The sequence below is a fragment of the Musicola keenii genome (assembly GCF_014855505.1).
GTDB lineage: Bacteria > Pseudomonadota > Gammaproteobacteria > Enterobacterales > Enterobacteriaceae > Musicola > Musicola paradisiaca.
The window spans coordinates 413178-426989 of the sequence record NZ_JAAWVW010000001.1; the positions used below are offsets into that span (position 1 = coordinate 413178).

Consider the following 13812-nt stretch of genomic DNA (forward strand, 5'->3'; position numbering starts at 1 on the left):
GAACAAGGACAATAACCGATGGAATCACTGCACTGGCAAACGGAAGGTTCGGGAAAATGCGAACTTGTGTTGCTGCACGGCTGGGGAATGAATGCGCAGGTGTGGAACAGCATCGTTGTGCGGCTGGCGCCGCATTTTCGCCTGCATCGGGTAGACCTGCCCGGGTATGGGCGCAGTCAGGGGTTCGGTGCCCTGTCGCTGGAGGAGATGACCACGACGGTGTTGGCGGGCGCGCCGGCGCGGGCGGTCTGGTTGGGGTGGTCGCTGGGTGGGCTGGTAGCTAGCCTGGCGGCGCTTCGGGCGCCGGAGCGCGTTAGCGCGCTGGTGACAGTAGCATCCTCCCCCTGTTTTGAGGCCAAGGATGAATGGCCCGGCATCAAGCCGCTGGTGCTGTCTGGTTTTCAGCAACTGCTGAACGAAGATTTCTCCGGTACGATCGAACGGTTTCTGGCGTTGCAGACGCTGGGCACCGAAAGTGCCAGAAAGGATGCGCGGTTGCTGAAGTCGGTAGTCACCGAGCAACCCTCCCCGACGACAGCGGTTCTGAGCGGGGGGTTGGAGATTTTGCGCCGGGCGGATTTACGCCAGGAGCTGGCCGGGCTGACCACGCCCTTCCTGCGACTGTACGGCGCGCTGGACGGCCTGGTGCCGCGCAAGGTCGCCATGCTGATGGACGAACAATTCCCACATTCCACTTCAGTGGTGATGCCGAAGGCTTCCCATGCACCGTTTATTTCCCACCCAGAGCCTTTTGTGGAACATCTGGTCGCGTTTGCCCGACAACATGGGGAACGATGAGCCTGAACGGCAACGTGCCGTCAGCGGCGGAGAGGTATCAATGCCGGCCATTCGATGGCCGCGGGTCATGAAATAAGCACCGATCGGCGCACTGGAGCTGCATCCTATATCCAGGATGGCGCGGTGTTCAGGTGGCCGTGCCGGAAAGCGGTCGAGTCAGTTGCGTTCGCCAAAATAACGCTGTCGGATCTTGTCTCATATGTGAGCGTCACGTTGATAGATACCGATGACGGCTTTTGAGGACGGATGCGACATGAAAATTTCTCGCGTGATCGCCGGACGATGCGTGTTGCCCCTGACGCGGGTTGACGGCGTCAGGGACTTTTTGCAACGTGTTACCGCTTCTTAAACGCCGCCGCCAGCGCGTCGCTCATGGCGCTGTTGCCGGCTGGGGTGCTGCTGGCCTGGCGCGGGCGCGCTTTGTTGCCGGAGGGTTGCTGGCGCGGTGTATTGCCGTTGTCACGCTCGCCGCTGCGACGCGCGTTGCCGTCGCCCGGCTGTTCGTCCAACCGCATAGTCAGCGCGATGCGTTTGCGTTGCAGGTCCACTTCCAGCACCTTCACTTTGACGATGTCGCCGGCTTTCACCACTTTATGCGGGTCGTCGACAAAGCGATCGGCGAGCGAAGAGATGTGCACCAGCCCGTCCTGATGAACGCCGATATCCACAAACGCGCCGAAGTTGGTGACGTTGGTGACGGCGCCTTCCAGAATCATGCCCGGCGTCAGATCGTTAAGGGTTTCTACGCCGTCGGCGAAGCTGGCGGTTTTGAATTCCGGACGCGGGTCGCGGCCCGGTTTTTCCAGCTCTTTGATGATGTCGGTAACGGTCGGCACCCCGAAGCGCTCATCGGTGAAGTCGGCGGCTTTCAGCGTGCGCAGCGCATTGGCGTTGCCCATCAGTTCCTGCAGCTTCTGCTCGGTCACGGCCAGAATGCGCTCCACCACCGGATAGGTTTCCGGATGCACGGTGGAGGCATCCAGCGGGTTATCGCCGTTGTTGATGCGCAAAAAACCGGCGCACTGTTCGAAGGCTTTCGGCCCGAGGCGGCTGACTTTCAGCAGTTGGTCGCGGTTGTTGAAGCGGCCGTTTTCATCGCGCCAGGCGACGATATTCTGCGCCATCAGGCGGGTCAGCCCGGCGACGCGGGTCAGCAGCGGCACTGACGCGGTATTCAGGTCGACGCCGACGGCATTGACGCAGTCTTCCACCACCGCATCCAGCTTTTTCGCTAGTTGGGTCTGGCTGACGTCGTGCTGGTACTGACCGACGCCGATGGATTTCGGGTCGATTTTCACCAGTTCGGACAGCGGATCCTGTAGGCGGCGGGCGATGGAAACCGCGCCGCGCAGCGATACATCCAGATTGGGAAACTCCAGCGCCGCCAGTTCGGAGGCGGAATATACCGACGCGCCCGCCTCGCTGACGATGACTTTCTGCGCCTTGATATCCGGGAACTGTTTCTGGGTATCGAGGAAGAAGCGCTCCGTCTCGCGCGAAGCGGTGCCGTTGCCGATCGCCACCAGTTCCACGCGATGTTTGATGCACAGCGCCGCCACCGCCGCAGCCGCTTTGGCCGTCTGCCCGGTGTGGGGATAGAGGGTATCGGTAGCGACCAGTTTGCCGGTGGCGTCCACCACGGCGACTTTCACCCCGGTGCGCAGGCCCGGGTCCAGCCCCATGGTGGCGCGCATGCCCGCCGGCGCGGCCATCAGCAGATCGTGCAGGTTACGGGCGAAGACGTTGATGGCTTCCTCTTCCGCTTTCTCCCGCACGCTGCCCATCAGTTCGGTTTCCAGATGCAACAGCACCTTAATGCGCCAAGTCCAACTAATGACCGCCCGTCGCCAGCCGTCTGCCGGCGCGCCAGCCGGGCGCACGCCCAGATGGTCGGCGATAATTTGCTCGCAGTAGCTCTCTTTCGGTAGCTCGTCGTACTGCGGATCGGCATTGAGCGACAGTTGCAGCACACCTTCGTTGCGGCCGCGAAACATCGCCAGCGCCCGGTGCGACGGCACCTGCGACAGCGGTTCGCGGTGGTTGAAGTAATCGCGGAATTTGGCGCCTTCCTCTTCTTTGCCTTCCACTACGGCAGCGACCAGATGGGCATTTTTCCACAGGTAATCACGCACCTTGGCCAGCAGCGCGGCGTCTTCGGCGAAGCGTTCCATCAGGATGTAACGGGCGCCGTCCAACGCGGCTTTGACGTCGGCCACGCCGTTGTCTGCGTCGACATAGGCTTGTGCCGTCGATTCCGGCTGCTGCGCCGGCTCGTTCCACAGGCTATCCGCCAGCGGCGCCAACCCGGCTTCGATGGCGATCTGCCCGCGGGTGCGGCGCTTCGGTTTATAGGGCAGATACAAGTCTTCCAGCTCGGTTTTGCTGAGTGTGGCGTTGATCGCCGCCGCCAGCGCGTCGCTCAGTTTTCCCTGTTCATCGATGGATTTCAGGATGGTCTGGCGACGTTCTTCCAGTTCGCGCAAATAGGCAAGGCGCGTTTCCAGTTGACGTAGCTGGGTGTCGTCCAACCCGCCGGTCACTTCCTTACGGTAGCGGGCGATAAAAGGCACGGTGTTGCCTTCATCCAGCAGCTGAACCGCAGCGTTGACCTGCTCCGGCCGTGCCTGCAGTTCGTGGGCAATAATCTGGCTTAATGCGTTCGTCATGGTTTTGTCGGCTAAATAATGAACGTGAAAAGGATGAATTTCTGGGGGACAGTTATACGGATAGATGACGCAAAATGCCAGTCGGACAACGGGAGGAAACGGGCGACGATGCCGCCCGGAGGACACCTTATTCGTTGATGAACGGTGCGATATAGCGTTGATGGCGGGAGGCTTTCAACTGTTGCAGATCGACCAGCACCAGCCCATCGACGCAGTTGTTGAAATCCGGGTCGACGCCGAAGTCGATAAACTGTACGCCACCGGGTTCGCACAGTTCCGAATACTGTTTATACAGCGTCGGGATCGAGCAGCCGATGTTGCTGAGCATGCTCTTCAGCCGGGTTAAATCCTGTTGATAGTCGGTGCCTTCAAACTGGCGCAGCACATCCGGCAACGACGCCGGATAAGGGCGGCGGGACTGCGCCAGCGGCTGACTGGGCGCGAAGTGGATGCGATAAAACGCAATCAGCAAATCGCGCGCCGGCGACGGCAGCGAACCAGACAGGGAAACCGGGCCGAACAGATAACGGTATTGCGGGTAGCGCGCCAGATAGGCGCCGATGCCGAGCCACAGATAGTCCAGCCCGCGTTTGCCCCAATATTTGGGTTGAATGAAGCTGCGCCCTAATTCGATGCCGCTTGCCAATACCGGCGCCATCTCTTCGCCGTACTGGAACAGGCTGTGGCTGTAGAGCCCGTTAAGGCCTTTTTCCGCCAGCAGTCTGGCGGTCGGTGCGAAGCGGTAAGCGCCGACGATGTCCAGTTCCCGTTCATCCCACAGGATCAGGTGCAGGTAGTCGTCGTCGAAGCTGTCGAGATCGCGGCGTTTGCCGGAGCCTTCGCCTACGGCGCGAAAGGCGATCTCGCGCAGCCGTCCCAGCTCGCGCAGGATCGGCACGTAGTCTTCGTTACGGCGTTGGTAGAGATAAATGGTCTTGCCGTCCGGCGTGGTGCCGAGAATTTCACAGTCGGACAGCGCACGTCGCAGCAGGGTGCGGTCTTCCGGTAGTGCGATCGGTTTTTCGCCGGCGAAACAACCGGGTTTGCCCTGTCCGAGTCGATAGACATGGCGGCGGAAACGGGCGGCCAGATCGTTTGGCGACCATTCGCCCTGACTCCAGGTTGCGTAGGGGATCTGGGCGCCGATACGGATGCGTAGCCGGTTGCCTTGCTGACGGAACATCTCCCGTACCAGCAACAGCGTGGACAACGGGCGATAGATTAGTGAGGAGAGGTAGAACAGGTTGCTGTTGCGCCCACTGACGTGGATGGGAACGATCGGCGCGCGCGCTTTGGCCGCCAGCCGGATAAAACCGCTGTGCCAGTGGCTATCGCGGATCCCCTTCAGGCTCATGCGGGAGACTTCGCCAGCCGGGAACAGGATCACCGCGCCGTCATTGCTCAGGTGCTCCTGTATCGCAGTGATTTGCTGGCGTCGGGTACGGTTGCTGAAATTGTCCACGGCGAAGAACAGTTTCTTCAACGGCTCGACATACGACAACAACTGGCTGGCGACGATGCGCACATCGGGGCGCACCGTGGCGACTGCACGCAGCAACGCCAGCCCGTCGAGCGAACCGATAGGATGGTTGGAGACCAGTACAACCGGCCCACGGCTGGGAATATTTTCCAGCGCGCCATCCGTCATTTCACAGTTCAGGTGGAAATAATCCAGAATCTGTTCCACCAGATCCAGGCCTTTCAGATGGGGATAACGCTGGGCAAAGTCCTGCATTTCGGTTTCAAACAACAGCGCACTCAGGATGGAACGCTGCCAGTTCGGCGTAGGACGATGCGGAGCGATATCTTGCAGAATGGTATCCAGGCTAAACATATACGGGCCTCCATAATCACCGATGCCACGGTAAGGGAGGGAAATGACATCTTTATGTCAAAGCCGGAATAAATTTTTCTGAACGTAACGGAAATGGCGTGGAAGAAAAACGGCGTCCGATCGAGCCGGACGCCGCCTGACGGCTATTGGTCGATGACGCCCTGTTCGCGGGCGTTGATCTGCCAGCGCAGCAGCGCGGGGTAGGCGACGGTGCGTTGTTGTTGCTCCGTGCTGATAGGTTGCGCATCGGCTTGTGTCAGCATTGGGTTGGCGGGATCCCAGGGGTAGCGTCCGCCGCTGCCGATAGGCGTAATCCCCTGTTCGTCGATCCATAACACCTGGTTGTAACCAAACGCGCGCGTCGCATCATCCTGCGGCGCCAGCATATTACGCCCGCCCAGCGCGTAATAGGGCGTATCGGACAGGCTGTAGGCGTAGAGCGTCGGGAAAATGTCTTTGTGCGAACCGGGGCGCGAGGCGTCAAAACGCCAGGCGGTCTGCGCCAGAATGGTTTTCGGTACGTACAGATAGAACGGCACGGCACGATCGAGGAACTGTTCGTGCGGGTACTGGGCTTTTAGCCGGCGCATTTGGTGATCGCCGGTGGCGGCGATCAGCGTCGATTCGCCCCCGGAGGAGGCTTTGACGGCGGCGATGAAATCGCCTAGCGCATTAGTGGCGTATTGGTAGGTCGCGGCGATGGACTCCTGTTCTTGCTGGCCAACTTCCGCATGCGCCATCATCTCCGGTCCGGCGCGTACCGGTTGCGGGCGATAACTGGCGGGGATCTGGTAGGGCGGATGGTTGGTCACGGTCAGGATGCTGATGAACAGCGGCTGGCTGGTTTCCGCCAGCAGTTTTTGCGCCAGGCGAAAGGCGAATTCGTCCGGTACGCCCCAGTCGGTCAGCATGGCGCGTGACTCCGGGTAGCGCTCCATCAGTGAACGTTGATCGTAGATTTCGTCAACGCCCAGCCGGGGCAGATAGTTGCCGAAATTACGCCACATACCGCTGCCGGAGGTGATGAAAATCACCTTATAGCCCGCTTTTTTGTAGGTGGCGTAAGGGGTGTCGTCCAACGCGGTGTACTGTGCGGATGAGTGGCTGAGATTCTGAATTGGGCTGTGGAAAAACAATGCGGCAAACGACGGCGCGGTGCCGTTGCCTTCGGACACGAAACGGCGGAACACAAAGTCCGACGCGAAGTGCGGCCGCAGAGCGCCCAACATGTCGTTATCCGGCAGATGGTCATAAACCAGCATGTTGCTGCCCATGCTTTCCATCAGCGCGACGACGACGTTGGGGCGGTGCGCCGCCAGCCAGGGATTATTCGGCGTGCGGGCGTCCAGCGCCGGCAACCCGCTTTGATGGCGCAACTGTTCTCCTGCCGTGCGCGTTACCGGCTCGAAGCGGATATCGTCGTCCCGATCGCCAATCGCCCACGCCGAAGCCATCAGGCCGTTGGGCGTCAGTTTGTTCAGAATCGTGACGGAAGAGATTTGCGAATCATTGCGCCGTAGCGGGAAGGTACTCATGCTGCCTCGGATCATGGCGAAGAACAGCAGCAGACTGATAAGCAGATAGACGATAAATGTGGTTGTGGACAGCATGCCCGATGGTGGGGGTGTCCGCAGTATGCGTTTGCCCAGCCGGGAGGCGCACCAGGCGCACAGCGACACCAGTAATAACGAGATAACGACCGGGTAGTCTTGCCAGATGTTTCTTAATACGGCGCCTGGGCCGTCATCGATCAACCCGAACGCGAAGATATCGATATAGGTATGGTACGTCTGGTAGTAGAAGTAGTTGATGATGGCGATGGCGCTGACCAGTAGGGCGCTGACGCCAAGATACCAGGGCGTCAGGCGTTGCAACCAGCGCCAGCCGGCGCGATGCAGCCCTAGCAGCAAACCGATGACCAGTAATGGCGCCAGAATAATGGACACGGCGCGTAGATCGTAACGCAGTCCGGTGAGCCACATCAGCTTCACTGCGGCATCGTATTGTTGCAATTGCTGTTTGTCGGCGAATACCTGATACATGGTCAGTCGGGCGCCCGAAAGCAGTAGACTCAGCAGCAAAACCTGCCACCACAAGGTCTTCAAAAAGATACGGGTACGCTGTTGATACATATTTGTTTTTATTCTCTAAATCTCGTCAGGAGTGGGATGCTACGGTGCTATGACAGAAAAATCTCAGCAAAGTGTCACTAAGATGAAAAAAATATGAATGGTAGGCATTCTCGCTGCCGTCGGCCGGACGGCAGCGGTGAGGGAGTCAATCGATGGGATTCTGGTAGTTGATTTTATTGATATACCACACTCGCGGCCCCGCCGGAGTATTGACGACAGCCTCTTCATCGACGGCTTTTTTCAGCAACGCACGAGCCATAGGCGCATCAATGGAGATGTAGTCCTTACGGCCGTAGATTTCGTCGGGGCCGACGATACGAAAGCGTTTGACGTCGCCCGCTTCGTTTTCCACTTCCACCCAGGCGCCGAAAAACACGTTGCCTTCCTGCTGGGGCGAGTAGTCGACGACCCGTACGATTTGCAAGCGCTTTCGCAAATAGCGCACCCGACGGTCGATTTCACGCAACAGCCGTTTATTGTAGAGATAGTCGGCATTTTCGCTGCGATCGCCGAGGCTGGCGGCCCAGGCGACTTTTTCGGTAATTTCGGGACGACGTTCTTTCCACAGGTAATTGAGTTCTTGATGTAGGGCCTCGTAGCCTTCGCGGGTGATCAAATCAGTCTTCATATTCGGTACTGGAATCGCGGTGGTTTTATGGGTACAGGGATAAGATAGCGGATATGCTGCCATTTATGGCATGACCGGCGGTGTTGAACAAAGGAAACGTTTGATTACAACGTATTTTTATATCCTTTGTAACAATTTTGCTTAGAATATATACCAGAAACGACTGTCCGTTCGCTGTCGGTTTCTGAACAATATCAGCGTGCGCCGCGTCGCTATCGCGGGCACTGCTGACGGTCGGTTCGGCGGCGATTTACGCCTTTGGAGAGTTAGAGATGCAAGAAAATTATAAAATTCTGGTAGTGGATGACGATATGCGCCTGCGCGCGCTGTTGGAACGTTATCTGACCGAACAGGGTTTTCAGGTACGCAGCGTAGCCAATGCCGAACAGATGGATCGTTTACTGACGCGCGAGTCTTTCCATCTGATGGTGCTTGACCTGATGCTGCCGGGCGAAGATGGGTTGTCCATTTGCCGTCGTTTGCGCAGCCAGAGCAATCCGATGCCGATTATTATGGTGACGGCAAAAGGGGAAGAAGTAGACCGTATCGTCGGGCTGGAAATCGGTGCGGATGACTACATTCCCAAACCGTTCAACCCGCGGGAACTGTTGGCCCGCATCCGAGCGGTGTTGCGTCGCCAGGCCAATGAATTGCCGGGCGCGCCGTCTCAGGAAGAAGCCATCATTTCGTTTGGCAAGTTCAAACTGAATCTGGGGACGCGCGAAATGTTCCGCGATGACGAACCGATGCCGTTGACCAGCGGCGAGTTCGCGGTGTTGAAGGCATTGGTCAGCCATCCGCGTGAACCCTTATCCCGCGATAAGCTGATGAATCTGGCGCGTGGTCGTGAATACAGCGCGATGGAACGCTCCATTGATGTGCAGATCTCCCGACTGCGCCGTATGGTGGAAGAGGATCCGGCGCATCCGCGTTATATCCAAACCGTGTGGGGTCTGGGATACGTGTTTGTGCCTGACGGCAGTAAAGCATGATTCGATGGCGCTTCTCTCCGCGCAGCGCCTTCGCCCGCACGCTGTTGCTGATTGTCACACTGCTGTTTGTCAGTCTGGTCACCACCTATCTGGTGGTGCTCAATTTCGCCATCCTGCCCAGCTTGCAGCAATTCAACAAGGTTCTGGCCTACGAGGTCAGAATGCTGATGACCGACAAGCTGCAGTTGGAGGATGGTTCCACGCTTGAAGTTCCCCCCGCTTTTCGTCGGGAAATCTACCGTGAGCTGGGCATTTCTCTGTACACCAACACGGCGGCGGAGGAGAGCGGTTTGCGCTGGGCACAGCACTATAAGTTTCTGAGTCAGCAGATGGCGCAGCAACTGGGCGGCCCGACGGAAGTGCGGGTCGAAGTCAGCAAAAATACGCCGGTGGTATGGCTGAAGACTTGGTTGTCGCCGGATATCTGGGTGCGCGTACCGTTGACGGAAATCCATCAGGGCGATTTTTCACCGCTGTTCCGGTATACCCTGGCGATTATGTTGCTGGTGATAGGCGGCGCCTGGTTGTTCATCCGGGTGCAGAACCGGCCATTGGTGGAGCTGGAACATGCGGCGACCCAGGTCGGCAGAGGCATTATTCCGCCGCCGTTGCGTGAATACGGTGCCTCGGAGGTTCGTTCGGTAACGCGAGCTTTTAACCATATGGCCGCCGGGGTCAAGCTGTTGGCGGATGATCGTACCTTACTGATGGCCGGCGTCAGCCATGATCTGCGCACGCCGTTGACGCGCATCCGCCTGGCGACGGAGATGATGAGCAAGGAAGACGACTATCTGGCGGAATCGATCAATAAGGATATTGAAGAGTGCAACGCCATTATCGAGCAGTTTATCGACTATCTGCGAACTGGGCAGGAAATGCAGATGGAAGTCGCTGATTTGAATTCGGTTTTGGGTGAGGTTGTGGCGGCGGAAAGCGGCTATGAACGGGTCATTGACAGTCAGTTTGCCGATGGTGAACTGACGGTGAGGATCAGTCCGTTGTCCATCAAGCGCGCCGCGTTGAATCTGGTGGTGAATGCCACCCGCTACGGTAACGGGTGGATCCGTGTCAGTAGTGGTCGGGAGTTGCAACGGGCCTGGTTTCAGGTTGAGGATGACGGCCCCGGCATCGATCCTTTGCAACTCAAACATCTGTTTCAACCGTTTGTGCGCGGCGACAGTGCCCGTAGCACCAGCGGCACCGGGTTGGGGCTGGCGATTGTGCAGCGTATCGTGGATGCCCATAACGGTTCGCTGGATATCGGCACCAGTGAACGCGGCGGCTTGAGAATTCGAGCTTACTTGCCGTTGACCTTTTCATCCCCGGTGGCGGTTGCTTCGAAAAAGGGCGGGTGAGGTTGCTGACAACGTGCGGCAAGCGGCAATCATGGATGGATCGTAAGGGCACGGCCAGTACGTCCTTGTCAGCGCGAACGCTTTACTCTTCCATGCCAGTCATCGTTTGCTGAAGGCAGCCAGGTTTGCCATCAGTTTGAAGGGCGTTCCCCGAGAGGAACACCCTTACTGTTTATGTCGATGTGGCTGGCGGTTCTTGCGTGTTTATCGCTGCGGGCCTGCGCTTACCAGAGCGGCACCGGCCGGCGTGTCGGTATATTTGTCGAAATTGGTGACAAAACGCTGGGCCAGATCTTCAGCTTTGCTTTGCCATTGCGCCGGATCGGCATAGGTATCGCGGGGATCCAGAATGGCCGGATCGACGCCCGGCAGTGATGTCGGGATCGCCAGGTTGAAGATCGGCAACTCGGTGGTTTCCGCGTCGTCAATGCTGCCGTCCAGAATGGCGTCGATGATGCCGCGCGTATCCTTGATGGAAATACGTTTGCCGGTGCCGTTCCAGCCGGTATTGACCAGATAGGCTTTCGCGCCGGCGGCCTGCATCCGTTTGACCAACACTTCGGCGTACTGGGTTGGGTGCAGCGAGAGGAAAGCCGCGCCGAAGCAGGCGGAGAAGGTGGGCGTCGGTTCGGTGATGCCGCGCTCGGTGCCTGCCAGTTTGGCGGTGAAACCGGACAGGAAATGGTATTGGGTCTGATCGGACGTCAGGCGGGATACTGGCGGCAGCACACCGAATGCGTCGGCGGTCAGGAAGATTACGCGGGTGGCGTGCCCGGCTTTGGATACCGGCTTCACAATGTTATCAATGTGATAGATCGGGTACGACACGCGGGTGTTTTCCGTCCTGGAGCCATCGCTGAAATCTACAGTACCGTCAGTCAGTACCGTGACGTTTTCCAGCAGCGCATCGCGACGGATAGCGTGATAGATATCCGGTTCCGCTTCGGCGGACAGGTTGATGGTTTTGGCATAGCAACCGCCTTCGAAGTTGAATACGCCGTCATCATCCCAACCGTGTTCGTCGTCGCCAATCAACTGACGTTTCGGATCGGTGGACAATGTGGTTTTGCCCGTGCCGGATAACCCGAAGAAGACGGCGACATCGCCTTTCTCGCCCACGTTGGCAGAGCAATGCATGGAGGCAATGCCCTTCAACGGCAACAGATAGTTCATGATGGAGAACATCCCTTTCTTCATCTCGCCGCCGTACCAGGTTCCGCCGATGAGCTGGATCCGTTCGGTCAGGTTGAACGCGACGAAATTCTCGGAATTCAGCCCCTGTTCCTGCCATTGCGGGTTGGTGCATTTGGCGCCGTTCATCACGATGAAATCGGGTTCGAAGCTTTGCAGTTCTTCATCGCTCGGCCGGATGAACATGTTTTTCACAAAGTGCGCCTGCCAGGCGACTTCAGTGATGAACCGGACTTTCAGCCTGGAATCAGCGTTGGCGCCGCAGAATGTGTCCACCACAAACAAACGTTTGCCTGACAGTTGTTGAGTAACCAGCTGTTTGAGGTGCTGCCAGGTTTCCTGGCTGAGCGGGTGGTTGTCGTTCTTGCCTTTGCCTTGATCGGACCACCAGACGGTGTTCCGGGTGACGTCATCACGAACGATGTACTTATCCTTCGGCGAACGGCCGGTGAATATACCGGTGTCTACGGCAACGGCACCCAGACGGGTTTCGACGCCGCGTTCATAACCTTGCAGGGCAGGAGATGTTTCTTCTTCAAAAAGCAAATCGTAGCTTGGGTTGTAGACAATTTCACGGACATCATGAATGCCATAAGCCAACAATGCTTCTGGCTGAATGTCGGTAATCTGCATATTGCTACTCCTCGATTGTTATAATCATGCTGTTAACAAGTGTAAGGGACGAGCTTATTTTAACCACGCATACAATCATAAAATTAAATAAATTCATTAATAACTTTGCTTATCCATGTGAATGGAAAGTAATCATATGGTCGTTTTGTATCCGAAATGGATGGCGTCCGCTCCCGTGGTGGAGAAAAAGCAGAAGCGAGGCACCCGGAGAATGCCTCGCTTCTGTTGCAACATAGGTGGGCGCTTAAAGGCGCCAGAGTGCGCGGATCAGTGCAGGGTTTGTGGCGGGCGCGCCTGACGCAGCGTCGTGATGTCAGACTTACTGAACAGGTAGTGACTGCCGCAATAGTCGCAGTGCATATCGATCTGCCCGTCCTGCTCCAGAATCTCCTGGATTTCGCTTTCCGCCAGCGTCATTAGCGCATCGGCACAACGTTCCCGAGAACAGTGACACTGAAATTCGACCGGTTGCGGTTCATACAGTGTGACGCTCTCCTGATGGTATAGACGATAGAGCACGTCATTGGCCGCCAGTCCAAACAGCTCTTCACCTTTGACGGTGGCGGTGAGTTGCGCAAGGTGGTCGAAATCGTCGCGGCTGCCCTGCTGCGACGGCAGCACCTGCAGCAACATACCTGCCGCACAGCTCTTGCCTTCGTGCTCGCCGGTGCGAATGAATAGCCGCGTCGGCAGTTGTTCGGATTGCTGGAAGTAGTTTTCCAGACAAGCGGCGAGAGTGTCGCCGTCCAGACCGACCACCCCCTGATAGCGTTCACCTTCGGTCGGCGTGATAGTGATCACCAGATAACCGTTGCCCACCATCTCCCGCAGCGAACTGCCCTGTGTTACCTCGCCTTGCAGGCGGGCGACGCCGCGCATTTGCTGCTGGTGGTTGCCGTTGATGACCGCCAGTTTTAACGGGCCGTCGCCCTGAACCTGAACGGTAATGTCGCCGCTGAATTTCAACGTGGCGGTCAGCAGACTGGTGGCGACCAGCAGTTCTCCCAGCAAGGTTTTTACGGCTACCGGGTAGTCGTGATTAGCCAGCATATGCTGGAATGTTTCGCTGACTGTCGCCAGCTCGCCGCGCACGGCGTAGTTTTCGAACAGATAACGATGTAATTGGTCATGATTGGCCATAATGGTTCTCTCGCGTCGGCACCGGTTTATTCGGTGTCGCTGTATTTAAATTTAATCAGATCCCGGCGCTCTTTTTTATCCGGACGCCGATCCGGGTGCGGCATGGATAACGCATTCAGTTTTCTGGCCAGCGCCAGTTTCTCTCGCTTTTCGATGCTGGCCGGCGTTTCCTGATACAGGGTTTGCGCCTCCTGCGCGGATCGCCGTTGATCGCTGATGGCGCATACGATAACCGTTCGTGCGTCGTTTCCCTGCCGCAGCGTGATCTCGGCATCCAGCTCGACCAGCTTGCTTGGCTTGCTGCGCTGGCCGTTGTAATGCACTTTCCCGCCATCCACCATTTCCCGGGCGATAGCGCGGGTTTTGTAAAACCGGGCAGCCCACAGCCATTTATCCAGACGAACCGCGTGTTCGTCATCAGATTCGGGCTTTTTGCTCATGAA

10 protein-coding genes are annotated in these 13812 nt (G+C 57.7%); 3 read left to right on the plus strand and 7 right to left on the minus strand.

The window, feature by feature from the left end; translation table 11 throughout:
* The first annotated feature begins 18 nt into the window (after positions 1 to 18).
* Positions 19 to 798, plus strand: coding sequence for a pimeloyl-ACP methyl ester esterase BioH (gene bioH, locus HEP82_RS01850; RefSeq protein WP_192456525.1), 780 nt, complete (start codon positions 19 to 21; stop codon positions 796 to 798).
* 335 nt (positions 799 to 1133) lie between these two features.
* On the opposite strand, the gene HEP82_RS01855 is transcribed toward bioH, so the two are convergent.
* The 4 genes from HEP82_RS01855 to greB all read right to left on the minus strand — a co-directional run bounded on the left by HEP82_RS01855 (position 1134) and on the right by greB (position 8058).
* The gene (locus HEP82_RS01855) at positions 1134 to 3464 is read right to left on the minus strand and encodes a Tex family protein (RefSeq protein WP_192456526.1); all 2331 of its coding nucleotides are present in this window, start codon (positions 3462 to 3464) and stop codon (positions 1134 to 1136) included.
* Positions 3465 to 3591: 127 nt separating this feature from the next.
* Positions 3592 to 5298, minus strand: a complete 1707-nt coding sequence (locus tag HEP82_RS01860; protein ID WP_192456527.1) for a lysophospholipid acyltransferase family protein — start codon at positions 5296 to 5298, stop codon at positions 3592 to 3594.
* Between the two features lie 143 nt (positions 5299 to 5441).
* Entirely contained in the window at positions 5442 to 7430 is a 1989-nt protein-coding gene (locus tag HEP82_RS01865; protein ID WP_192456528.1) for an LTA synthase family protein, read from the minus strand.
* Between the two features lie 145 nt (positions 7431 to 7575).
* Positions 7576 to 8058 carry a transcription elongation factor GreB gene (gene greB, locus HEP82_RS01870; RefSeq protein ID WP_192456529.1) on the minus strand — a complete coding sequence of 161 codons (483 nt, stop codon included), beginning with the start codon at positions 8056 to 8058 and terminating at the stop codon, positions 7576 to 7578.
* Positions 8059 to 8330: 272 nt separating this feature from the next.
* Between greB and ompR the strand changes: the two genes are divergently transcribed.
* Complete coding sequence (gene ompR / locus HEP82_RS01875) at positions 8331 to 9050, plus strand: osmolarity response regulator transcription factor OmpR (RefSeq protein ID WP_012763962.1); 720 nt, start codon at positions 8331 to 8333, stop codon at positions 9048 to 9050.
* On the plus strand, positions 9047 to 10405 hold the full coding sequence (envZ, locus tag HEP82_RS01880; protein WP_192456530.1) for a two-component system sensor histidine kinase EnvZ: 1359 nt from the start codon (positions 9047 to 9049) through the stop codon (positions 10403 to 10405). Before ompR ends, envZ begins: the two co-directional genes overlap by 4 nt.
* A 204-nt stretch (positions 10406 to 10609) precedes the next feature.
* Here envZ and pckA read toward each other — a convergent pair whose 3' ends face one another.
* The 3 genes from pckA to hslR all read right to left on the minus strand — a co-directional run bounded on the left by pckA (position 10610) and on the right by hslR (position 13809).
* A complete protein-coding gene (gene pckA / locus HEP82_RS01885; RefSeq protein ID WP_192456531.1) occupies positions 10610 to 12229 on the minus strand; it encodes a phosphoenolpyruvate carboxykinase (ATP) in 1620 nt (539 codons plus the stop codon).
* Positions 12230 to 12496: 267 nt separating this feature from the next.
* Entirely contained in the window at positions 12497 to 13369 is an 873-nt protein-coding gene (hslO, locus tag HEP82_RS01890) for an Hsp33 family molecular chaperone HslO (protein WP_192456532.1), read from the minus strand.
* A 26-nt stretch (positions 13370 to 13395) separates the two neighbouring features.
* Positions 13396 to 13809 carry a ribosome-associated heat shock protein Hsp15 gene (gene hslR / locus HEP82_RS01895; RefSeq protein WP_192456533.1) on the minus strand — a complete coding sequence of 138 codons (414 nt, stop codon included), beginning with the start codon at positions 13807 to 13809 and terminating at the stop codon, positions 13396 to 13398.
* Between the last annotated feature and the right edge of the window lie 3 nt (positions 13810 to 13812).